Below are 19,716 nucleotides of genomic sequence, written 5' to 3' on the forward strand. Positions count from 1 at the left end.
CCCCCTTCCGCGCTGCCCGTCCACGCACCGACCCCGGCTTCACCCGGCCGATCCCCCGATGGGGCCGGGGCCGCCGAGTCCGGTGTGTGGATGGGCGGGCGGGGCGGACTGCACGATCGCGTAGATTGCGAGGGGGCGGGCCCTGCTGTACTGGCGTCCGCCGGACCGGCGGATCTGCTTGGGAGTGAGGGCGTGGCGGTGGCCGCAGCTGAGGCGGGGGACGGGCACGGCACAGGACAGCTGCGGGAGGATGTGCTGCGGGCCCGCCGCATCGTGGTGAAGGTGGGCTCCTCCTCCCTCACCACCGCCACCGGCGGCCTGGACGCCGACCGGGTGGACGCCCTGGTGGACGTGCTGGCCAAGGTCCGCACCCCCCGGACGGGTGACGCCGCCCCCACCGAGGTGGTGCTGGTCTCCTCGGGCGCCATCGCGGCCGGCCTGGCGCCGCTGGGGCTCACCCGGCGCCCCCGGGACCTGGCCCGTCAGCAGGCGGCTGCCAGTGTCGGCCAGGGGCTGCTGGTGGCCCGCTACACGGCGTCCTTCGCCCGCCATGCGGTACGGGTCGGCCAGGTGCTGCTGACCGCCGAGGACGCCAGCCGGCGGGCCCACTACCGCAACGCCTACCGCACCCTGGAGCAGCTGCTGGCGATGGGCGCCGTGCCGATCGTCAACGAGAACGACACCGTGGCCACCGCCGAGATCAAGTTCGGTGACAACGACCGGCTCGCCGCGCTGGTCGCCCATCTGGTCCGCGCCGACCTGCTGGTGCTCCTCTCCGATGTGGACGGGCTGTACGACGGCGACCCGAGCCGGCCCGGCACCAGCCGGATCGCCGAGGTACGCGGCCCGCACGACCTGGAGGGCATCGAGATCGGCACCGCCGGCCGGGCCGGAGTCGGCACCGGGGGCATGGTCACCAAGGTCGAGGCCGCCCGGATCGCCACCGGAGCGGGCATCCCCGTGGTGCTCACCGCGGCCAGTCAGGCCGCGGACGCGCTGGCCGGCCGACCCACGGGCACCCTCTTCCACCGCACCGGCCGCCGGGCCGCGGACCGGCTGCTCTGGCTGGCGCACGCCAGCCACCCGCGTGGGGCGCTCAGCCTGGACCCGGGCGCCGTCAGGGCCGTGGTGGAGCGGCGCAAGTCGCTGCTCCCAGCAGGGCTGACGGGTGTCGAGGGGGATTTCGCTGCGGGCGATCCGGTGGACCTTCTTGACGAAAACGGCCACATCGTCGCTCGCGGACTGGTCAACTTTGATGCGAGGGAGTTGCCCCGTCTACTGGGCCGGTCCACCCACGAGTTGGCCCGGGAGCTGGGTCCCGCATATGAGCGTGAGGTCGTCCACCGCGACGACCTGGTGGTGCTGCGCGGCTGAGGCGCGGCGGGAGCAGGAGTGCGCAGCGGGTCCGGGGCGCTCGGGCCCGGACAGGTATCGCCGGACAGGTATCGCCGAACAGGAGGCCCCCGGTGGGACGCAGGCGCCAGGAGACACTGCCCGAAGGCGCAGCGGGACGTACGTTGACCAGCGTCGGCGACGCCATCGGCGACCGCATCGGCGATGCGGCGGAGGCCCCGGGGGCGGGCCGGGAGCCGGGGGGCGCCCTGTCGGCGACGGTGCCCGAGCAGGGCCGGCTCTGGCATGTGGTGCTCAGCGTGGCCGGCCGGACCACCCCGCTCGCCGAACTGCGCAGCGGGCTGGAGCAGCTGGCCCATGACCATCCCTTCATGCTGACCGCCCGGTATGCCGCCGACCATGCCGAGGTGCGCTACTGGGAACAGGCGCGCGACCTGCATGACGCTGCCGCGATCGCGCTGCGGCTCTGGGGCGAGCACCGGGCTTCCGCACAGCTGCCTGCCTGGGAGATCGTCGGCCTGGAGGTGGTGGACCGGGCCACCTACCACAAGCGGCTCTCGGAGGGGTACGGCGACGCCCCCGCCGTCCTGGGCGGCGTCCATCCGTACTGACCGGTCCGGCGCGGTGTCCCCGGTGTCTCAACTGCTGGAAATGGCTGAGGGAACGGGTTGCCGGGTCAGTACCCTTCGGTTATGAGCGCCGACGCCATCGCCACCGATTCGCCCGTCCTCGCCGCTGCGCGCCGTGCCCGGGAGGCGGCCGCCGTGCTCGCCCCGCTGCCGCGTTCGGTGAAGGACGCCGCGCTGCTGGCGGTCGCCGACGCGCTGGAGGCCCGTACGGCGGAGATCACCGCCGCCAACACCGAGGATGTCGCCCGCGCGCGGGAGGCCGGTACCGCCGAGTCCGTCGTGGACCGGCTCACCCTCACCGCGGAGCGGGTCGCCGCCATCGCCTCCGACGTCCGCGACGTCGTGGGACTGCCGGATCCAGTGGGTGAGGTGCTGCGCGGCTACACGCTGCCCAACGGGCTCGACGTCCGCCAGGTGCGGGTGCCGCTCGGAGTGGTCGGCATCATCTACGAGGCCCGGCCCAATGTGACGGTGGACGCCGCGGCGCTCTGTCTGAAGTCCGGCAACGCGGTGCTGCTGCGCGGCTCCGCGTCGGCCTACCGCTCCAACACCAAGCTGGTCGAGGTGCTGCGGGACGCGGTCGCCTCCGCCGGGCTGCCGGCCGACAGTGTGCAGCTGGTGCCGGGCGAGAGCCGGGAGTCGGTCAAGGAGCTGATGCGCGCCCGCGGCCTGGTCGATGTGCTGATCCCGCGCGGTGGTGCCTCCCTGATCCGCACGGTGGTGGAGGAGTCCCTGGTCCCAGTGATCGAGACGGGGACCGGCAACTGCCATGTCTATGTCGATGCGCAGGCCGACCTCGGCAGCGCCGTCGAGATCCTGCTCAACTCCAAGGCGCAGCGGGTCAGCGTGTGCAACAGCGCGGAGACGCTGCTGGTGCACCGGGACATCGCGGACGCCTTCCTGCCGCTGGCGCTGGACGCGCTGGCCGGAGCCGGTGTCACGGTGCACGGGGACGCGGCGGTGCAGCAGGCGGCCCGTGAGCACGGCGGCCCGGCCACGGTGGTTCCGGCCACCGACGAGGACTGGGAGACCGAGTACCTGTCGTACGACATCGCCGCCGCCGTGGTGGACACCCTGGACGACGCGGTGGCCCACATCCGGCGCTGGTCGTCCGGCCACACCGAGGCCATCGTCACCACCTCGCAGGCGGCAGCCCGGCGCTTCACCCAGCTGGTGGACTCCACCACGGTCGCGGTCAACGCCTCGACCCGGTTCACCGACGGCGGCCAGTTCGGCTTCGGAGCGGAGATCGGCATCTCCACCCAGAAGCTCCACGCCCGCGGCCCGATGGGCCTGCCCGAGCTGACCTCCACCAAGTACATCCTCACGGGCGACGGCCACATCCGCCCCTGAGGCGGGCGGAATCGGCCACCACTGCCGGGCAGGGGTGGGCTTTGGGACGAGCCACAGACAAACGGCCCGCGCGGTAATACGCTGAAGACGTGCCCGAGGATGTGGGGGGTTCGCCGGACCCGGACGGCGCCGACCACGGTGGTGCGGACGACGCGTTCGCAGCCGTGGTCCTCGATGAGGCCTTCATTCGGGCCGCCACCGTCCATGAGCCCTCGGCCCATGAGCGGATGCTCGCCGCGGTGGAGGCCCGGCTGGAGCTGGAGGCGACCGGCGCGGGCCGTGCGCTCGGCGGCGTCGACGAGACGCGTGACGACAACCTCCCCGAGGAGCTGCGCCCCTATCGGGACGACGAGTACGAAGCCGACTGGGTCCAGTCGGCTTCGCACCGCAGGCGGCGGCGGATCACGGGGCGCCGGATCCGCTCGACGGCCCAGCACCGGGGGCGCCATGCCGCGGTGCATGTCCGCTGGCACCGCCCGGTCGCCTGGTTCCTTGCGGTGGTGATGGGGCTCGGCGTGGTGGCGGTCGCCGTGGCCGCCGTCTACCGGGGTACCGGTGGTTCATCGGCCACTCCGGGACCGTCGCGATCGGAGAGCGGCAGTGTCGGTACGCCCTCGGTGCAGGCGCCGCAGCGGCAACCCGTGGTCACAGCCCCTTCGGGGGCGGCAGGCTGAGTACTTCCGGGTCTTGCCGGAAGTCGGCGAAATCTCTTCGCCGTATGGCTTGAAACTGCTCTGACCTGCACTGATCACGGTGGGCTCTGCCGTACTCCGGTGAGCTGCTGTCAGAACTTGACCGCTCTGCCCTCGTTCAGCCGTGCCCAGGAGACATACCCTTGGTCCATGGGTGGCCGGGAGGAGCCGCCGGACGGCGTACCCGAGGGCGCTCCCGGCGGCGACGACGAGTTCCGATCCGTCGTGTTCGACGAGTCGTTCGTCAGAGCTGCCCGGATCCAGGAGCTCTCGGCCAGTGAGCGTCTGGGCTCGACCGCGCAGGGGGTGCGCACCCGGTCCACACGGCCGCTGGCGTCGCTGCCCCGGCAGGCGTTCGCGCTGATGCTGCTGATAGCGATGGCGTTCGCCGCCGCGGTCTACATGGGGATCCGGCACCCCTATCGGGAGCCCCCGGTGGCCAAGAGCCGGTTGACCATGAACATCGTGCCGCTGGCCCCGGCCGTCCCGGCCGTGCCCGGGAGGGACGGCAGCAGGCGGGGGAGTGCGGCCGCAGCCGACGACGACCCCTTCGCTGCGCTGGAGAAGTCGGCCGGCACCACCTTCTACGACGGCAGTGTGGGTCTGGTGCCGCCGCCGGCCGTCGCCACCCGGCACTTCTCGGTGGAGCAGGTCAGCCGTGCGCTGGCCGCGGTGCAGCAGTACCTGGTGGCCTCCTCGCTGGACTCCAAGGTGCTGGTCGAGGGCAGCACGGGGGCGGTACGGGATCAGCTGTCGCCGGGTCAGCGCGCCCAGTTCGACGACAGCGTGGGCAACCCCCGCGACGACCTCCACCACGCCGCCACCGGCTGGCTGGTCCGGTTCGACCCGGCGCAGGTGACCCTGGGGGTCTCCAAGGTGAAGGTGTCCGGCGGGATGACCGTCGACGAGGCGGACGACGACACCCTGGAAGTGATCACCGACCACACCTTCGTCTATGCACTGCAGGCGGCTCCGCAGGACGGCACCCCGTCCGCCGACCGGGCCTCGGCGGCCACCGCCCCGACCGGCACCGCGACGGCCTCCACCGCCCCGACGGGCACCGCGACGGCCTCCACCGCGACGACCGCGTCGCCCGGTACGGCCTCTCCGGACACGGGTTCCCCCGGCACGGCCTCGCCCGGTACGGGTTCCCCCGGTACGACGGCGTCACCCGGCTCCGCCTCGCCCTCCGACGACGCCGGCACCGACTTCGACCCCGAGCAGCTGTCCGTCCCGGGCGCGCCGGTGACGCTCTTCGCCGTCCGGCGCGAACTGCGCTTCCAGTTCGACCGCGCCGACATCGACGCCTCCCAGCTGCAGCTGGTCGACTCCGTGGTCCAGGCGGGCCCCATGGCGTGCGACGCGCACACCGAGCGCTATCTGCGGCCGATCCTGGCCGACCGGGTGACGGCGTCCGAGGGACCGCAGGCCTCGGGGAGTCCGTCGGCCGACGGCCGGCAGAGCACCGCACCGGCGGCCGGCATCGACCCGCTGGACCGGCTGCACCGTCCGGCGTGGCAGTTGTGCGGGGTGCTCAGCGGGCCGATGGCGAGCCTGTCCGCCCGCTGAGCCGCCGCAGGGGACCGGGGGACCCGGCGGTCCGAGGACCCCGGGCCCCGGGACACCGGGCTCAGGCGGTCGCGCCGCCGTCCGCCGGGGTTTCGCCCCCGTCCTCCGTCCCACTGCCGCGCGAGCCGCTGAAGACGTCGCGCAGCTTGCTGCCCATGTCCCCGGCGCCGCCGGTGATGTCCCGGATCAGACCCATCAGCGGGTCCTTGCTCTCCTTGACCGACCGTGCGTAGGACTCGGCGGTGGCCTTCCACTGGTCGCCCAGCGAGGCGTTCACGTCGTCCTCCCGGCGCGGGTAGGCCCCGGCCATGATCGAGCGGTAGTCGTCGCCCTCCGCCCACTTCTTCAGCTGGGCCGCCCGGACCACCGCGAAGGGGTGGGTCTGCGGCAGCACCTGGAGCAGCTTGATCACACCGTCCCGCAGGTCGCCGGCCTTCTCGTACTCCTCCGCCTGCTCCAGGAACGCGTCCACGTTCATCTCGGCCAGGTGGTGGCCGCCGGCCAGCTTCATCAGCCCGCGCATCGAGGCGTGGATGTCCTGGCCGACCAGCAGGCCGGCCCGGTCGCAGGAGAGCTCCGACTTGCGGAACCACTCCTTGAGCGCGGTGATGATCGCCATGATCGCGATGTTGCCCAGCGGAAGCCAGGCGATCCGGGTGGCGATGTTGGTGAGGATCAGCAGCATCGTCCGGTAGACGGCGTGGCCGGACATGGCATGCCCGACCTCGTGGCCGACCACGGCCCGCAGCTCCTCCTCGTCGAGCATCTCCACCAGGCCGGTGGTCAGCACGATGATCGGGGTCTCCATGCCGATGCACATGGCGTTGGGCCTGGGGTCCTGGGTGACGTACAGCTCCGGGACCTTCTCCAGGTCCAGGATGTACGCCGCGTCGCGCACCATGTCGTGGATGTGCGGGAACTGGCGCTCCGAGGTCTTCACCGCGGTGGCCAGGAACATCAGCCGTACGCTGCGCTCGGAGACCAGCCCGGCGAGCTTCTTCAGCACGTCGTCGAAACCGGACAGCTTGCGCAGGGCGACCAGCGCCGACCGGTCCGCCGGGTGCTCCCAGGCCCGGGTGGAGATGCCGGGGAACCGCTTGCGGTTGCGGCTGGGCACGCCGCTGCTGTCGTTGGTGGGGTCCGTCATGTTCTGAGTACCTCCTGGTCGACGAGGGCCTCCCGCTCTCGCGGGCCCCCACCGTCCGCTTCGTCCGTCGCCTTCTCGTACTCGTCCCCGCCGGTCACCCTACGGGGCGGGGTGCCGCCGCGTCCCCCCTCCGGGTGGAGCGGACCCGACGTGGTGTCCGGAACGCCCCGGTCTACGCTGGGCAGTGGACCGCCGACCGAGGAGCCCTGCCATGTCCCCCGAGACCCTGATGATGCTTGCCGCACCGATCTCCAATGAGAGCGGCCCCGGCATCTTCCTGCGCATCGTGCTGATCGCCGCCGTCGTCGGTGTGGTCCTGCTGGCATGGGCCATCGCGCGGGCCAGCCGCAACAACCACCGCTGAGCGGACTGGTGACACCCCATGCGGGAGCAGACGCAGCGGAGCCGCCGCGCGGTTGCGGACGGCCCACCCGTACCATGAGCACGCGGGCCACCGGTGCCCCGGAGGCGGCGGCAGCCGCCGGCACGGCCGGGACCGGGAGTCCGCTCACGCCCCCGAGCCCGAGAAGGTCCTGCCGACGATGACCACTGCCGCAGTCCCCGCCCTGAGCCTGCTCGCCGAGGGCGGCAACCACGACAGCCTCAACCCCGCCCTCACCGGCGGCGGTGCGTTCTTCGCCCTGCTGGTGCTGCTCTTCATCGCCACCCGCTTCAACCGCGACCGCTGAGCGGCACCTGTCAGCCCGGCCCTGTAGACCGGCCCTCCACCCGCAGGGTGGAGGGCCGGTTCCGCATCCGGCGCCATCCCGTAAGGTGAGGCGGCATGGAACAGCAGGCCGAAGCCGGCGCCGCGCCGGTGAAGAAGCGCCTCGGTGTGATGGGCGGGACCTTCGACCCGATCCACCACGGACACCTGGTCGCCGCCAGTGAGGTGGCCAGCCTGTTCGCGCTGGACGAGGTGGTCTTCGTCCCCACCGGCCAGCCCTGGCAGAAGAGCGAGCAACGGGTCTCACCGGCGGAGGACCGGTATCTGATGACGGTCATCGCCACCGCCTCCAACCCGCAGTTCTCGGTCAGCCGGATCGACATCGACCGCAAGGGCCCCACCTACACCGTGGACACCCTGCGGGACCTCCGCCGGGAGCATCCCGACGCGGACCTCTTCTTCATCACCGGCGCCGACGCGCTGGAGCAGATCCTGTCCTGGCGGAACGCCGAGGAGATGTTCGGACTCGCACATTTCATCGGAGTGACCCGTCCAGGGCACACTTTGACGAACCCTGGACTGCCCGAGGGCGGTGTGTCCCTGGTGGAGGTGCCCGCGCTGGCCATCTCCTCCTCGGACTGCCGCTCCAGGGTCGCCCGCGGGGAGCCGGTCTGGTACCTGGTCCCCGACGGCGTGGTGCGGTACATCGACAAGCGGGCGCTCTACCACCGCAGGGGCGGCCAGACCGCCACCGGCGGCTGACCAGCCACACACCACACAGGCAATCGGAACACCTTGAGGGGCGGCGTGACCGGATCGGCAGACCGCAGGGGACCGGGGGGCGACGACTGGTCCGCGAGGCGCTATGCGCCCGGGGAGCAGCAGAACCAGGACGGCTGGGACGATCCCGGCAACTGGTCACCCGGTGCCCACGGCGGCCCGGCGCCCCAGCAGGGCGGCCATGCCCAGCAGCAGGGGTACGCCGACCCGTACGGCACCGGCCAGTACCCCGCCGTCGACCCCTACGGGGGCGGCGGGGCTACGGCACCGGGCAGCAGCAGCCGTACGACACCGGCAGCTACTCCACGGGCCAGTACCCCCAGTACCCGCAGCAGGGCTACGCGGACCCGTACGGCACCGGGCAGCAGCAGCCGTACGACACCGGCAGCTATCCCGCGGCCCAGTACGCCCAGCCGCCGCAGCAGGGGTACGCCGACCCGTACGGCACCGGCCAGTACCCCGTGGCGGGCCCGCACACCGGTCAGCAGCCGGTCGTCCCGGCACAGCAGCCCGGCCGCCCCGTACCGCCGCCGCGGCAGCAGCAGGGCGGCCCGCAGCAGACCGGGCAGGGCCCGGCGCAGGCCCGCCGGGGCGCCCCGGGACAGGGGGCCACCGGTGCGCGGCCGCCCGGCTACGAGGGCGAGGAGTTCACCTTCGTCGATGACGAGGAGGAGTCCGAGGACGTCATCGACTGGCTGAAGTTCGCCGAGACCCGTACCGAGCGGCGCGACGAGCGCAAACGCCGCTACCGCAACCGGATCGTCGCCCTGGTGGTGGTCCTGGTGCTGGCCGCCGCGGGCGGGGTCGGCTACCTCTGGAAGACCGGCGCGCTGGGCGGGGATGTCGCGAGCGCGGTGCCCGGCGGCAAGCGCGATGTGATCGCGGTCCATCTGCACGACCTCAAGGGGAAGACCACCACCGCGCTGCTGGTCGACGACGCGGCCGGGGGCAAGGGCTCGGCGCTGCTGCTGCCGGGCACGCTGCTGCTCCCCGACGACGGCGACTCGGGCGCCACCACGCTGGGCAGCTCACTGGACGACCAGGGCGCCGGCGGGACCCAGGACGCCCTCTCCACCGTGCTCGGCGCCCCCATCTCCGGCACCTGGCGGCTGGACACCCCGTATCTGCAGATCCTGGTCGACCAGCTCGGCGGCATCACCGTGGACGCCGACACGGCCGTCGTCCAGAACGGCAAGACCCTGGTGACCGCCGGCAAGTCGCAGGACCTCAACGGCCTGGCCGCTGTGGCGTACGCCACCTATCAGAAGCCGGGGGAGCAGCCCGGCGCCCAGCAGGCCCGGTTCGGCCAGGTGCTGACCGCGGTGCTGAAGGTCATGCCCACCGACGCCTCCTCCGCGTCCGACGTGGTCAAGCGGATGAACGCCGTGATGGATCCCTCGCTCTCCGAGAAACAGCTCGGCGCCTCGCTGGCCGCGCTCGCCAAGTTCGAAGGTGCCGGGCACTTCTCGGTGACCCCGCTCCCGGTCAAGCCCGACGGGACGGTGGACCCGGCGACCGCGGGCACCCTGGTGAAGCAGGTGCTGGGCGGCACCGTGCACAACGCGGACAGCGGGAGCGGGCCCGCCAGGGTCGCCATCCAGAACGGCAGCGGCAGTACGGCCAAGGCCGGCCAGGCCCAGATCCAGGTGGTCAACGGCGGGTACACCTTTGTGCCGCCGCTGGGCAAGGCGGCGGCACCGGTGGCGAAGACCCAGATCCGGTACACCGACGACGCCCGTGCCGAGGCGGCCAAGCAGCTCGCGCTGACGCTGAACGTCCCCGCGACGGCCGTGAAGAAGGTCACCGGCGGCCAGACGGCCGACATCGTGGTCGTCCTCGGGCAGGACTACAAGGGCACGGCCGCAGCCGGCCAGTGACCGGACCCGGGTCACCGGCGCGGTGACCCGGTCCGGTGACCCGGCGCGGTGATCAGGTCCGGTGACCCGGCGCGGTGATCAGGTCCAGGGGCGCGAAGGCCCGCACGACCGGCCCTCCACGGAGGTGCCGGGCTCCCCGTGCGGGTCTCGTGCCCCCGGGCTGTCCGGGAGTGGATCATGCCGCGCACCCCCCGGGCGATATCGATCCCGGGGGACACGGGCGGCGTGAGATCCTGGGAGGCGAACACCGCTTCCTACCGAGAGCAGACCGTGACCGCTACCGACCGGGCCGTAGAGCTCATCAACACCGCCGCCCAGGCAGCGGCCGACAAGCTCGCCCACGATGTCATCGCCTACGACGTCAGCGAGGTGCTCGCCATCACCGACGCCTTCCTGCTGGCCTCCGCCCCCAACGACCGCCAGGTCAAGTCCATCTCGGACGAGATCGAGGAGCGGCTGCTCAAGGAGTGCGGTGCCAAGCCCGTCCGGCGTGAGGGCGAGCGCGAGGGCCGCTGGATCCTGCTGGACTACATCGACATCGTCGTCCATGTGCAGCACTCCGAGGAGCGCTCCTTCTACGCCCTGGAGCGGCTCTGGAAGGACTGCCCGGAGCTGAAGCTGCCGGAGGACGCCGTGGCCACCCGCAACCGCCCGGACGGTGCCCGCACCGACGCCGCGGGCAACGCTGTGGAGGCCGCTGACGGGAGCCTCAGCTGAACGGGTCGCGACGCGGCCCCCGCGTCGTCTTCTGGCGGCACGGCCAGACCGCGTGGAACCTGGAGGGTCGCTTCCAGGGCTCCACCGACATCCCGCTCACGGAGACCGGCCGTGCCCAGGCACGGCGCGCCGCCAGGCTGCTGGCGGCCCTGAAGCCGGATGCGATCATCGCCTCCGACCTCGGGCGGGCCGCCGACACGGCCGCCGAGCTGGCGGCCGTGACCGGCCTTGCGGTCTCGCACCACGAGGGGCTGCGGGAGACCTATGCGGGGGTCTGGCAGGGGCTGACCAACGCCGAGATCCAGCAGAAGTACGGCGACGACTACGCCGCCTGGCGCCGTGGTGAGCCCGTGCGGCGCGGTGGCGGCGAGCTGGAGACCGAGGTCGCCGACCGGGCCGTGCCGGTGATCCTGGAGGCCGTGGAGAAGCTCCCGGAGGACGGCACCCTGGTGGTGGTCAGCCATGGTGGTGCCATCCGCACCAGCGTGGGCCGGCTGATCGGCCTGGAGCCGTTCCACTGGGAGTCCCTGGGCGGCCTGTCCAACTGCTGCTGGTCCGTGCTGGGCCGCGGTGCACGCGGTTGGCGGCTGCTGGAGCACAACGCCGGCACCCTGCCGGAACCGGTCATCGGCGACGACACCTGACCGTGCGCGAGCGATGGGCCGGACCTGCGAAGCGGCAGGATTTCGCAGTTCCGGGCCCCAGCCGCTAAAGTCTTCCTCGTTCGCAGCGTCCAAACGGACGCGGCGGGGCCTTAGCTCAGTTGGTAGAGCGCTTGCATGGCATGCAAGAGGTCAGGGGTTCAAATCCCCTAGGCTCCACGGGGCTTTAGCTCAGTTGGTAGAGCGCTTGCATGGCATGCAAGAGGTCAGGGGTTCAAATCCCCTAAGCTCCACAGCCGGAGATCCCGGCAGGACGGTCACCGTCCTGCCGGGATCTTCTCGTTTGCGGACGGCTCTCAGTGGGTGTGGTCGGACACCGGTGCGTCCGGGTGGGCCATCAGCCAGGCGATGCGCTCGGAGCTCTGCTCGTCCATCGGGGTGTAGATGATCAGCCGGTGCTCTGGGGCCCGGGAGACGGCGAGATTGGTGCTGCTCATCCGGACCTCGCCGATCGAGAAATGATGGAAGATCTTGATTGCGGCGCCCGCATCGGCCACATCGTGGCGCTCCCACATCGCCGCGAAATCCGGGCTGGCCGCGCTGAGCTCCCGGATGAAACGCTCCCATTCCGGCTCCCCGACATGCCGTCCGTAGCCGGCCCGCAGCACCGCCACCATCCGGGGCAGCTCGGTCTTCCGGTTGACGAACGGATTGCAGCAGTCCGGCACCATGAAGAGCGACCACAGGGCGTTGCGCCGCCCGGTCCGCATCCGGGGGAAGAGCGCGCTGTAGGCGCGGTTGTTCAGCAGCACGTCATAGCGGGCGCTGTAGATCACGGCGGGGAGCGGGTCCAGTGCGTCCAGGATCACCCGCAGCTCCGGGTCGAGCCGGTGGTCGTCGGCCGCCTGCTGCCCGGCGGGCGCGCTGTCGGCCAGCCGGAAGAGGTGGTCGCGCTCGGCGCGGTCCAGCCGCAGCGTACGGGCGATGGCGTCCAGCACCTGCTCACTCGCGTTGATCGGCCGGCCCTGCTCCAGCCAGGTGTACCAGGTGACCCCCACCCCGGAGAGCTGGGCGACCTCCTCCCGCCGCAGGCCGGGGGTGCGGCGGCGCAGGCCGGGCGGCAGGCCCACCTCCTCCGGGGCGATCCGGGCCCGGCGGGCCTTGAGGAAGGCGGTGAGCTCGGCCCGCCTCCGCGGTGCCGCCGCAGGGGTCGTCGCACTGCCCGTCACGCTCATTCCCCCATACTGCACCGGGCGCCGGGGAATCAGGCAGGTGTTGCTGATACCAGGATCAGCAGGCTCTAACCACCAGTACCGGACTCGGGTCAGCCTTGAGTGGTGACAGAGACTCAGGCACATTCCGTGACCACCTCGCCGACCGTCCCCCGGCAGCGCGCCCAACCCCGCCAGGACGCCCCGGGTGCGCCGCCGCCCGGCCCGTCCCGCCCCGGGCTGCTGCTCTTCCTGATCCTCACCGGCCAGTTCATGGCGCTGCTGGACGTCTCCATCGTCAATGTGGCGGCGCCGACCATCCGCACCGATCTGCACGCCTCCGGAGCCGCACTGCAGTTTGTGATCGCGGGATACACCATCGCCTACGCGGTGCTGCTGATCACCGGCGCTCGGCTGGGGGAGCGGCACGGCTACAGCCGGGTCTTCCAGACCGGCCTGGCGGTCTTCACCCTCTCCTCGTTGGTCTGCGGAGTGGCGCCGACCACCGGAGCCCTGATCGGCTTCCGGCTGCTGCAGGGCGTCGGCTCGGCCCTGATGGTGCCTCAGGTGATGTCGCTGGTGCAGCGCACCTTCACCGGTGCCGCCCGGGTGCGGGCCCTCGGTGTCTACACCGCGGTGCTCGCCGGCGGCGGAGTGGTCGGCCAGGTGCTGGGCGGCGCCCTGGTGAGCGCGGACCTCTTCGGCAGCGGCTGGCGTCCGGTCTTCCTGGTCAATGTGCCCATCGGGGTGGCCCTGCTGATCGCCGGGCGGCGGCTGCTGCCCGTGATTCCGGGCAACCGTGAACGCTCCCTGGACGTGGTCGGCCTGGTGGTGCTGGCGGTGGCGATCGGCCTGCTGGTGGTGCCGCTGGTGCTGGGGCACGAGCTGGGCTGGCCCGTGTGGGGCTGGGTGATGCTGGCCGGGGGAGCGGTGGCCCTCGCCGGGTTCGCCCTGGTCGAGCGACGGGTCACCGCCCGCGGCGGCTCCCCGCTGATCTCCGGGCGGGTGCTGGCGGCACCGGGGCTGCTCCCGGCGGCCGGTGCCATCTTCCTGGTGCTCTGCGGCTTCGCCGGTTTCCTCTTCACCTTCGCTCTGCACATCCAGGCGGGGCTCGGGGACAGTGCGCTGCGAGCCGGGCTGATCTTCGTCCCGATGGCGGTCGGCTTCGGTACGGCGGGTCTCTCCTGGCAGCGGCTGGTACCGGTCCGGCTGCACCGTCCGCTGCCGATGCTGGCGCTGCTGGTGGCGGGCCCCGGCTATGCGGTGATGGGCCTGCTGGCGCGGCACGGCGGCCAGGTGGGGGTCGCCGAGGAACTGCTGCTGGCACTGGTGGGCCTCGCCTCCGGCTGCGCCTACAGCCCGCTCTTCGCCCGGGCGCTGGGCCGGGTCGCCCAAGCCGACGCGGCCGACGCCAGCGGTCTGATGGTGACGGTGGTGCAGCTCGGCCAGGTGGTGGGGGTGGCGCTGCCGGGCACGCTCTTCCTGAGCCGGGTCGCCTATCCGGCCCCGGCCGGCGACTCGGGCGCCGCCCTGGCCGTCACCACCGCGGCCATCGGCCTGGTGTCGCTGGGAGGGGCGGTGTTCGCGGCCCGTACCCGCCGCGCGGTGCAGCCCGTCGGCTGACCTGCCCCGCGCCGCCCGGACCGGTGGGGTTCGGGCGGCGCGCACACCGGAACGGATTCGTGGACCGCTCGCGCGAACGTGTAGAGTGAGCGGTGTCGCCGAGGGGCCCGGAAGGGCTTCGACCGGCGGCGCGGCAGGTCTCGGGGCTTTAGCTCAGTTGGTAGAGCGCTTGCATGGCATGCAAGAGGTCAGGGGTTCAAATCCCCTAAGCTCCACAGCGGACGATCGGAAGGCCGCCTCCCCCCGGAGGCGGCCTTCCGGCGTTCTGGGCCCTGTGCACCCCCGGTCAGCGGGCCTTGCCGAAGCGCAGCGCCAGCGCCGGGCACTGGTTGACCGCCCGCTGGGCGTCGTTCTCCAGCCACACCGGGATGGGGGCGTTGCTGACCACCGGGAAGCCATGGGCGTCCAGGCTGAAGAGTTCCGGGGCCAGGGCCGCGCACAGGCCGTGCGCCCGGCACCGCTGCCAGTCGACGACCAGGGTGGGACCTGCCAGCTGGTCCTGGTCCTGGCCCGGTCCCCAGGGGACAGCGGCATCACCCCGCGCACCCGGCGGCCGCAGCCGCCGCGCAGGCTGTGGTTGGCCAGGTCGTCGGTGAAGGCGGTGAGCGCGGAGAGGATGAAGCGCGAGGAACCGTCGGGGTGGGAGCAGGCGCCCTGGCCGATCACCCCGCCGGCGATCCGGCGGGCCTCCTCCAGCGCGCGGGTGCCGCCGCCGCCGTTGGCCAGGTCGGTGAGCACCCTGGCCAGGTCCGGCAGGCCCATCCGGCAGGGGCCGCACTGCCCGGCGGACTGCACGGCCAGCCAGTCCGCGATCCGGGCCGCCTCACCCAGCGGGCAGGTGTCCTCCGGGATCGGGATGACGATGCCGGCGCCGAAGGAGCCGCCGGCCGCCGACATCCCCGCCCGGGAGCAGGGCGCCCTCACCGCGGCGTCGGCATCCAGGAACATCCCGTGGTAGCCGCCGACCAGCACACCCTGGCCGGGGGAGACCCCGGCCGCGTCCAGCACATCGCCGAGCAGGGTGCCGGCGGGGGTCTCCACGATCAGCGGCCGATTGGCGTCCGGGCGGTTGACGGTGAGCAGTACGGTGCCCGGCTCCGCCTTGGTGCCGATCACCGAGTAGGCGTCCGGACCCAGCCGGGCGGCGATGCCCAGCTGGGAGAAGGTCTCCGCGTTGGAGAGCAGGGTGGGCCTGCCGTCGACGCCGCCGTTGCCGCCGTCCGAGGTGCGGATCTTGCGGCTGGGCGGGATGGCGGGCAGCCCGTTGACGCCGCGTACCAGGGAGCCGCCCTCGCCGGAGGTGAAGCGCTCGGGCTGGCAGACCACCCGGACCGGGATGTCCCAGCGGCGCTCGGCCACCGCAGGCGGCATGGAGGTCACCCCCGGGCTGCCCTCGTCGACGCCGATCGCCAGCGAGGCCGCCCCCAGCGCCTCGGCCACCAGGCCCGCCCCGTCCAGGATGACGTGCGGGGCGCGGGCCAGCAGCATCCGGTCCTTGGCGCTGCCGGGTTCGCCCTCGGTGGCGTTGACCACCACGGCGGGCGCGATCCGCTGGCGCTCCACGGTCCTCAGCACCGCCCGGAGCTTGCGGGCGAAGGGGAAGCCGGCGCCGCCCTTGCCCTTGAGCTTGATCCGCTCGGCGAGGTCGATCAGCCCGTCGAGGTCGTAGCGGGGCAGCGGGCCGTGGGAGAGCTGGTGGGCCGCGTAGTCGAGCCGGATGGTGGAGTCCAGCCCGGCGGTGAGCCGGGCGGGGCCGATCCGGAGTACCTCCGGGACGTCGGCCACGGCGGGGGTGGTCATCAGCGGGCCTGCCAGGGGTCGGCGGAGTAGGCGGCGGGGACCGAGCGATAGGCCGGGCCGGCACCGGGGGCGGCGGGGTCGGGGTTCGCGGGGTAGCCGTAGCCGGCGGCCGACACCTGCGGGAAGGAACCGGTGGCGAAGGGGTCCGCGGGGGCGGGCGGGAAGTACTGCAGCGGCGCGGCGGCCGCGCCGAGGGTCACACCCGGCGTCTGGACCTGCGGGAAGGAGCCGGTGGCGAACGGGTCGGCGGGGTAGCCGGCCTGGGCCGCCGGATAGGGACCGGCGGCATACGGGTAGCCGGCCGAGGGCTGCTGGGGGACGGGCCCGGGCGCAGGCGCGGCGGGGGGCTGCGGCTGGGCGTACTGGGGCCCGGTGTACTGGGCCGAGCCGTACTGGGCCGAGCCGTACTGGCCCGCGCTGTACTGGCCCGCACCGTACTGGCCCGCACTGTACTGGGGCCCGGCGTACTGCGCGGCGGTGTAGGGGTCGCCGGTGTACGGCACCCCGGCGGCCTGCGCTTCGGCGTACTGCTGCCGGCCCACGTCCAGCAGGGCGTTGAGCTCGCCGGTGTCCCACTCGGCGGCGAAGCGGGCCGCGATCTCTCCGGTGTCGAGCACCGAGGCCGACTGCATCACGGGGACGGGCTGCTGAAGGGGCACGGGCTGAGGTGCCTGGGGCTGCTGGGCGACCGGCTGCGGCATCGGGGGCTGGGGCGCCTGGGGCTGCTGGGCGACCGGCTGCGGTGCCATGGGCTGCTGGACGGGCTGCTGGTACATCGGCTGAGCGGGCTCGGCCTGCTCGGCCGCGTACAGGGGCGCGGTCGGCATCACCGTGGTCGGCTCCGGTGCGGACGGTGCTTCCGGCTCGGGTGCGGACGATCCGGGGATGGGGCTGTCGCGGGTGAGCGGGATGTCCCGGGCCGCCTGCCCGCGGCTGCTCCCGTCACGGCCCGCGGCCGGGCGGCGCTCGGCCGCGCCGGAGGAGGCGACCATCAGGTCGCGGGCCATCAGCTTGCGGGTCGACTCCAGCTCCGCGGCGCTCTTACCGGTGTTGCCGAGGGCCCGGACCAGCACCGCGAGGGCGACGGCGGCGACGCACAGGCCGTAGCCCCACAGCACGTACCACTTGCCGGGCCGTCCCGCGGTGAGGCCGTGGGCCAGGCCGATCAGCCAGGAGGCGTAGCCCATGGCGTGGACCGGCCGCCAGATCCACGGATAGCGGCCGTGCGCGAACCGGCTGCGCAGGATGCCGGTGACGGCCACCCCGACCATCAGATACGCGGCGACGGTGCCCAGTCCGACCGCGACGGGGGTACCGACCCCGCCGAGCGGGATGACCCCGTCGATCGGCGCGGCCTCGCCGAAGGAGATCTTCACCACGATGTGCAGGAGGAGCGCAGCCAGTGCCGCGGTGGAGATGCCGCGGTGCACGGACTGGGAGAAGACCCGCTGGTACGGCTTGAGCACGCTCTGGTTGGTGGAGATCAGCCCCCACACCACCGAGCCGGTGAGCGAGATCAGGGTGACCACGCCCATGAAGTAGTCGAGGAAGTTGAGCACCCCCAGCGAAGCACCGTTCACCCAGGACTTGCCGGCCGGGCTGGAGAAGGCCCGTACGGCGGTCGAGGTGATGGTGACAGCGACCGTGACGAGCACCAGGAAGAGCGGGAACGGCAGCCGTTTGCGTCCTGCCGTCCCTCCGGTGGCTGCGTCGCGCAGGCGGGCGGCGCCCTGCAGTGCGGCGCGGCGGCGCGGTTGTGTGCTCCGGTTGTTCACGAGGGGCCCTCCAAGGTCCTGGCCCGAAAGCCGATGACATGGCGATGCTATAGCCGGGAAGGGGCCCGGGACGGCCCGGGAAGTAATGCCGGGAATTGTTTAGCGACAGTGTTAGGGGGCTCTTAGGACTCACTTAGGGTGCGGGTGTGGATCGCCCGGCTTGCCCGGCTTTGACCATCAATCCCCCTGCTGTGGTGCCGCCTTGCGCACCCGCTCGGGGAATTGCCGTGGCGGGAATCGGAGTTCCGGGTGAATTCTCGGTGGTGTGGCAGCGGGTTGTTCGGAATATATTCAGGAATGGCTGGCCGGTAATTCGTGGCGCCGCTGAACACTGCTGAAGAGTGCGCGTCCCCCTTGTCCGGCCCGTCCCGGCCCCCTACTCTGCGCGCGGCCCAGGGGATACCGTTCCGGCATGGCGGACCTGTCACCCCGGCAGAACTACGAGCTGGTGCGCATCCTGTCCCATCTCGGCTGGGGGCCGGAGCGCCTCGCGGCGGAGGTCAACGCGGTCGTGGGCGACCAGGCCGCGATCAACAAGACCACCCCCTACCACTGGCGCGACCGCGGCCGGGTGCCCAGGCCGCCGTACGACCAGGTGGTCTGCGATGTGCTCAGCCGGGCACTCGGCATAGCCGTCACGTATCAGCAGCTGTGGGCCGCCATGGGCCCGGCCCGCGGCGCCCGCACCATCTCCGCCCATCTGCTCACCGACGACTGGACGCCCCAGTTCGCCCGCGCCGCCCTCACCGAGGCCACCGCATCGGGAGCCCCGGTGCGGCTGCAGCGCCCGGCCGACCTCTTCCGCCCCGACGACCTGCGCCTGGTCGCCCGGCAGTGGGCCGGCAGCGACTGCCCGGCGCCGGTGGGCGGCGGGCCGCTGCGCGTCGACCTCTCCCATGTGGCGGAGCTGCGCAGCTCCTCCGACAGCAAGCACCGCTTGGAGATGGCCTTCGGCGGCGGACTGGTCCTGGACCCGGCCCGCCGTGAGCTGGGCGTCGTGATCAAGCTGCTGGAGCTTGGCGCCTACGACGAGAAGACCGGCCGGGAGCTGTACGGGGTGGCGGCGCGGCTGGCCCGGCTGGCCGGCTGGGCCGCAGCCGACGGCTGCGACGAGGCCGCCGCGCAGCGTTGCTTCGTGGCCGCCCTGCGCGCCGCCCATGTCTCCGGAGACGTGCGGATGGGCGCGTCCGTGATGGGCTGCCTGGCCGCCCAGGCCACCTATCTGCCGGACCGGGAGCGGGATGCGGTCACCCTGCTCAGCATGGCGCTGGAGGCCGCCGAGGGGGTGGACACCCCGGGTGAACGGGCGCTTCAGTACGGCCGGATGGCCAGGGCGCTCGGACGGCTGGGGGAGCGGCCCACCGCGGAGGCGATGGCCGACCGGGCGTTCGCCGAGTTCGGCGCGGCGGACGAGGGCGATCCTCAGCAACTGGCCGATCTGCAGCGGATGGTGGGCGAGTCCTACCTCTTCCTCGGCCGTTGGCGAAGTGCCCGGGGCCTGCTGTCGTCGGCCGCGTCGGGGATCGCCCCGGAGCGGTCCAGGGCCAAGGCGCTGGCCCTGGTGCGGCTGGCCGAGTGCTGTCTGAACGAGGGGCGGTCGGAGGAGGCGGCCCAGGCGGCGGACCAGGCCCGGCAGCTGGCCGCCGGGATGCTGTCGGTCCGGGTGGCGACCGCGCTGAAGGACTTCGACGCCGCCTGGCGGGGCGCGGGGCAGCGGCCCGGCTGAAACGGCTGAGCGGGCGGCACCGACCCTGCGGTACCCTGACCCGGTGCGAACCGTGCGCCTGCTCCTTAGCCGGCCGCGCTGACCAGCATCGGCCGGACCCACGACGGGCGGCCGAAGTCGGCGCGGCAACCCCTCATGCGAGGGGTTTTTTCATTTCCGGCTGACGATTCGCTACCTGACACCGATGGAGTCCTG

18 protein-coding genes, 3 tRNA genes and 1 pseudogene are annotated in these 19,716 nt (G+C 72.7%); 16 read left to right on the forward strand and 6 right to left on the reverse strand.

Annotated features, from left to right (window positions below; genetic code table 11):
- The first annotated feature begins 198 nt into the window (after window positions 1–198).
- The 5 genes from proB to AB0761_RS25425 all read left to right on the forward strand — a co-directional run bounded on the left by proB (window position 199) and on the right by AB0761_RS25425 (window position 5,596).
- Window positions 199–1,374, forward strand: a complete 1,176-nt coding sequence (gene proB, locus AB0761_RS25405; protein WP_377271464.1) for a glutamate 5-kinase — start codon at window positions 199–201, stop codon at window positions 1,372–1,374.
- A 92-nt stretch (window positions 1,375–1,466) separates the two neighbouring features.
- On the forward strand, window positions 1,467–1,964 hold the full coding sequence (locus tag AB0761_RS25410; RefSeq protein WP_377271465.1) for a hypothetical protein: 498 nt from the start codon (window positions 1,467–1,469) through the stop codon (window positions 1,962–1,964).
- An 81-nt stretch (window positions 1,965–2,045) separates the two neighbouring features.
- Entirely contained in the window at window positions 2,046–3,335 is a 1,290-nt protein-coding gene (locus tag AB0761_RS25415) for a glutamate-5-semialdehyde dehydrogenase (protein ID WP_377271466.1), read from the forward strand.
- Between the two features lie 89 nt (window positions 3,336–3,424).
- A complete protein-coding gene (locus AB0761_RS25420) occupies window positions 3,425–4,009 on the forward strand; it encodes a hypothetical protein (protein WP_377271467.1) in 585 nt (194 codons plus the stop codon).
- 168 nt (window positions 4,010–4,177) lie between these two features.
- On the forward strand, window positions 4,178–5,596 hold the full coding sequence (locus AB0761_RS25425; protein WP_377271468.1) for a hypothetical protein: 1,419 nt from the start codon (window positions 4,178–4,180) through the stop codon (window positions 5,594–5,596).
- A gap of 61 nt (window positions 5,597–5,657) precedes the next feature.
- Here the strand turns inward: AB0761_RS25425 and AB0761_RS25430 are convergent, their stop codons facing one another.
- Window positions 5,658–6,743 (reverse strand): M48 family metallopeptidase, encoded by a 1,086-nt coding sequence (locus tag AB0761_RS25430; RefSeq protein WP_377271469.1) that lies wholly within the window; start codon window positions 6,741–6,743, stop codon window positions 5,658–5,660.
- Window positions 6,744–6,954: 211 nt separating this feature from the next.
- On the opposite strand from AB0761_RS25430, the gene AB0761_RS25435 reads away from it, so the two are divergent.
- From AB0761_RS25435 to nadD, 3 genes are all read left to right on the forward strand, one after another.
- Complete coding sequence (locus AB0761_RS25435; protein WP_377271470.1) at window positions 6,955–7,107, forward strand: hypothetical protein; 153 nt, start codon at window positions 6,955–6,957, stop codon at window positions 7,105–7,107.
- A 178-nt stretch (window positions 7,108–7,285) separates the two neighbouring features.
- A complete protein-coding gene (locus AB0761_RS25440) occupies window positions 7,286–7,432 on the forward strand; it encodes a hypothetical protein (RefSeq protein WP_377271471.1) in 147 nt (48 codons plus the stop codon).
- Window positions 7,433–7,527: 95 nt separating this feature from the next.
- A complete protein-coding gene (gene nadD / locus AB0761_RS25445; RefSeq protein ID WP_377271472.1) occupies window positions 7,528–8,172 on the forward strand; it encodes a nicotinate-nucleotide adenylyltransferase in 645 nt (214 codons plus the stop codon).
- Window positions 8,173–8,432: 260 nt separating this feature from the next.
- Here nadD and AB0761_RS25450 read toward each other — a convergent pair whose 3' ends face one another.
- A complete protein-coding gene (locus AB0761_RS25450; protein ID WP_377271473.1) occupies window positions 8,433–8,666 on the reverse strand; it encodes a hypothetical protein in 234 nt (77 codons plus the stop codon).
- On the opposite strand from AB0761_RS25450, the gene AB0761_RS25455 reads away from it, so the two are divergent.
- The 5 genes from AB0761_RS25455 to AB0761_RS25475 all read left to right on the forward strand — a co-directional run bounded on the left by AB0761_RS25455 (window position 8,652) and on the right by AB0761_RS25475 (window position 11,679).
- Window positions 8,652–10,067: an LCP family protein gene (locus AB0761_RS25455; RefSeq protein ID WP_377271474.1), complete on the forward strand. Its 1,416-nt coding sequence runs from the start codon at window positions 8,652–8,654 to the stop codon at window positions 10,065–10,067. The two genes, AB0761_RS25450 and AB0761_RS25455, sit on opposite strands and share 15 nt — an antisense overlap.
- A gap of 270 nt (window positions 10,068–10,337) precedes the next feature.
- Entirely contained in the window at window positions 10,338–10,784 is a 447-nt protein-coding gene (gene rsfS / locus AB0761_RS25460) for a ribosome silencing factor (RefSeq protein ID WP_377271475.1), read from the forward strand.
- A complete protein-coding gene (locus AB0761_RS25465) occupies window positions 10,781–11,428 on the forward strand; it encodes a histidine phosphatase family protein (protein ID WP_377274319.1) in 648 nt (215 codons plus the stop codon). The genes rsfS and AB0761_RS25465 overlap by 4 nt, the downstream gene beginning before the upstream one ends.
- Before the next feature lie 104 nt (window positions 11,429–11,532).
- Window positions 11,533–11,605 (forward strand) — tRNA-Ala (locus AB0761_RS25470).
- A gap of 1 nt (window position 11,606) precedes the next feature.
- Window positions 11,607–11,679: transfer RNA gene (locus AB0761_RS25475), tRNA-Ala, on the forward strand.
- Between the two features lie 63 nt (window positions 11,680–11,742).
- Here AB0761_RS25475 and AB0761_RS25480 read toward each other — a convergent pair.
- Window positions 11,743–12,621 (reverse strand): helix-turn-helix transcriptional regulator, encoded by an 879-nt coding sequence (locus AB0761_RS25480; RefSeq protein ID WP_377271476.1) that lies wholly within the window; start codon window positions 12,619–12,621, stop codon window positions 11,743–11,745.
- A gap of 126 nt (window positions 12,622–12,747) precedes the next feature.
- Between AB0761_RS25480 and AB0761_RS25485 the strand changes: the two genes are divergently transcribed.
- The gene (locus AB0761_RS25485) at window positions 12,748–14,220 is read left to right on the forward strand and encodes an MFS transporter (protein WP_377271477.1); all 1,473 of its coding nucleotides are present in this window, start codon (window positions 12,748–12,750) and stop codon (window positions 14,218–14,220) included.
- 142 nt (window positions 14,221–14,362) lie between these two features.
- Window positions 14,363–14,435: transfer RNA gene (locus AB0761_RS25490), tRNA-Ala, on the forward strand.
- 71 nt (window positions 14,436–14,506) lie between these two features.
- Here the strand turns inward: AB0761_RS25490 and AB0761_RS25495 are convergent.
- The 3 genes and pseudogenes from AB0761_RS25495 to AB0761_RS25505 all read right to left on the reverse strand — a co-directional run bounded on the left by AB0761_RS25495 (window position 14,507) and on the right by AB0761_RS25505 (window position 17,795).
- Window positions 14,507–14,869 (reverse strand): ferredoxin, encoded by a 363-nt coding sequence (locus AB0761_RS25495; protein WP_377274321.1) that lies wholly within the window; start codon window positions 14,867–14,869, stop codon window positions 14,507–14,509.
- Window positions 14,854–16,020 (reverse strand): annotated as a pseudogene (locus AB0761_RS25500) (NADH-ubiquinone oxidoreductase-F iron-sulfur binding region domain-containing protein); the annotation flags it as partial. The gene AB0761_RS25495 and the pseudogene AB0761_RS25500, both read right to left, overlap by 16 nt.
- Window positions 16,020–17,795: a hypothetical protein gene (locus AB0761_RS25505; protein ID WP_377271478.1), complete on the reverse strand. Its 1,776-nt coding sequence runs from the start codon at window positions 17,793–17,795 to the stop codon at window positions 16,020–16,022. The gene AB0761_RS25505 and the pseudogene AB0761_RS25500, both read right to left, overlap by 1 nt.
- A gap of 412 nt (window positions 17,796–18,207) precedes the next feature.
- Here AB0761_RS25505 and AB0761_RS25510 point away from each other — a divergent pair, with 412 nt between their 5' ends.
- Window positions 18,208–19,521, forward strand: coding sequence for a hypothetical protein (locus AB0761_RS25510; protein WP_377271479.1), 1,314 nt, complete (start codon window positions 18,208–18,210; stop codon window positions 19,519–19,521).
- Window positions 19,522–19,716 lie beyond the last annotated feature (195 nt).

Source organism: Peterkaempfera podocarpi, assembly GCF_042466665.1.
Lineage (GTDB): Bacteria > Actinomycetota > Actinomycetes > Streptomycetales > Streptomycetaceae > Peterkaempfera > Peterkaempfera podocarpi.

What these genes read in the sequence shown, in the direction of transcription:
- AB0761_RS25425 (WP_377271468.1), top strand. Translation starts at nt 4,178, where the DNA reads ATGGGTGGCCGGGAGGAGCCGCCGGACGGCGTACCCGAGGGCGCTCCC.
- AB0761_RS25510 (WP_377271479.1), top strand. Translation starts at nt 18,208, where the DNA reads ATGGCGGACCTGTCACCCCGGCAGAACTACGAGCTGGTGCGCATCCTG.
- nadD (WP_377271472.1), top strand. Translation starts at nt 7,528, where the DNA reads ATGGAACAGCAGGCCGAAGCCGGCGCCGCGCCGGTGAAGAAGCGCCTC.
- AB0761_RS25415 (WP_377271466.1), top strand. Translation starts at nt 2,046, where the DNA reads ATGAGCGCCGACGCCATCGCCACCGATTCGCCCGTCCTCGCCGCTGCG.
- AB0761_RS25435 (WP_377271470.1), top strand. Translation starts at nt 6,955, where the DNA reads ATGTCCCCCGAGACCCTGATGATGCTTGCCGCACCGATCTCCAATGAG.
- AB0761_RS25440 (WP_377271471.1), top strand. Translation starts at nt 7,286, where the DNA reads ATGACCACTGCCGCAGTCCCCGCCCTGAGCCTGCTCGCCGAGGGCGGC.
- AB0761_RS25480 (WP_377271476.1), bottom strand. Translation starts at nt 12,621, where the DNA reads ATGAGCGTGACGGGCAGTGCGACGACCCCTGCGGCGGCACCGCGGAGG.
- AB0761_RS25430 (WP_377271469.1), bottom strand. Translation starts at nt 6,743, where the DNA reads ATGACGGACCCCACCAACGACAGCAGCGGCGTGCCCAGCCGCAACCGC.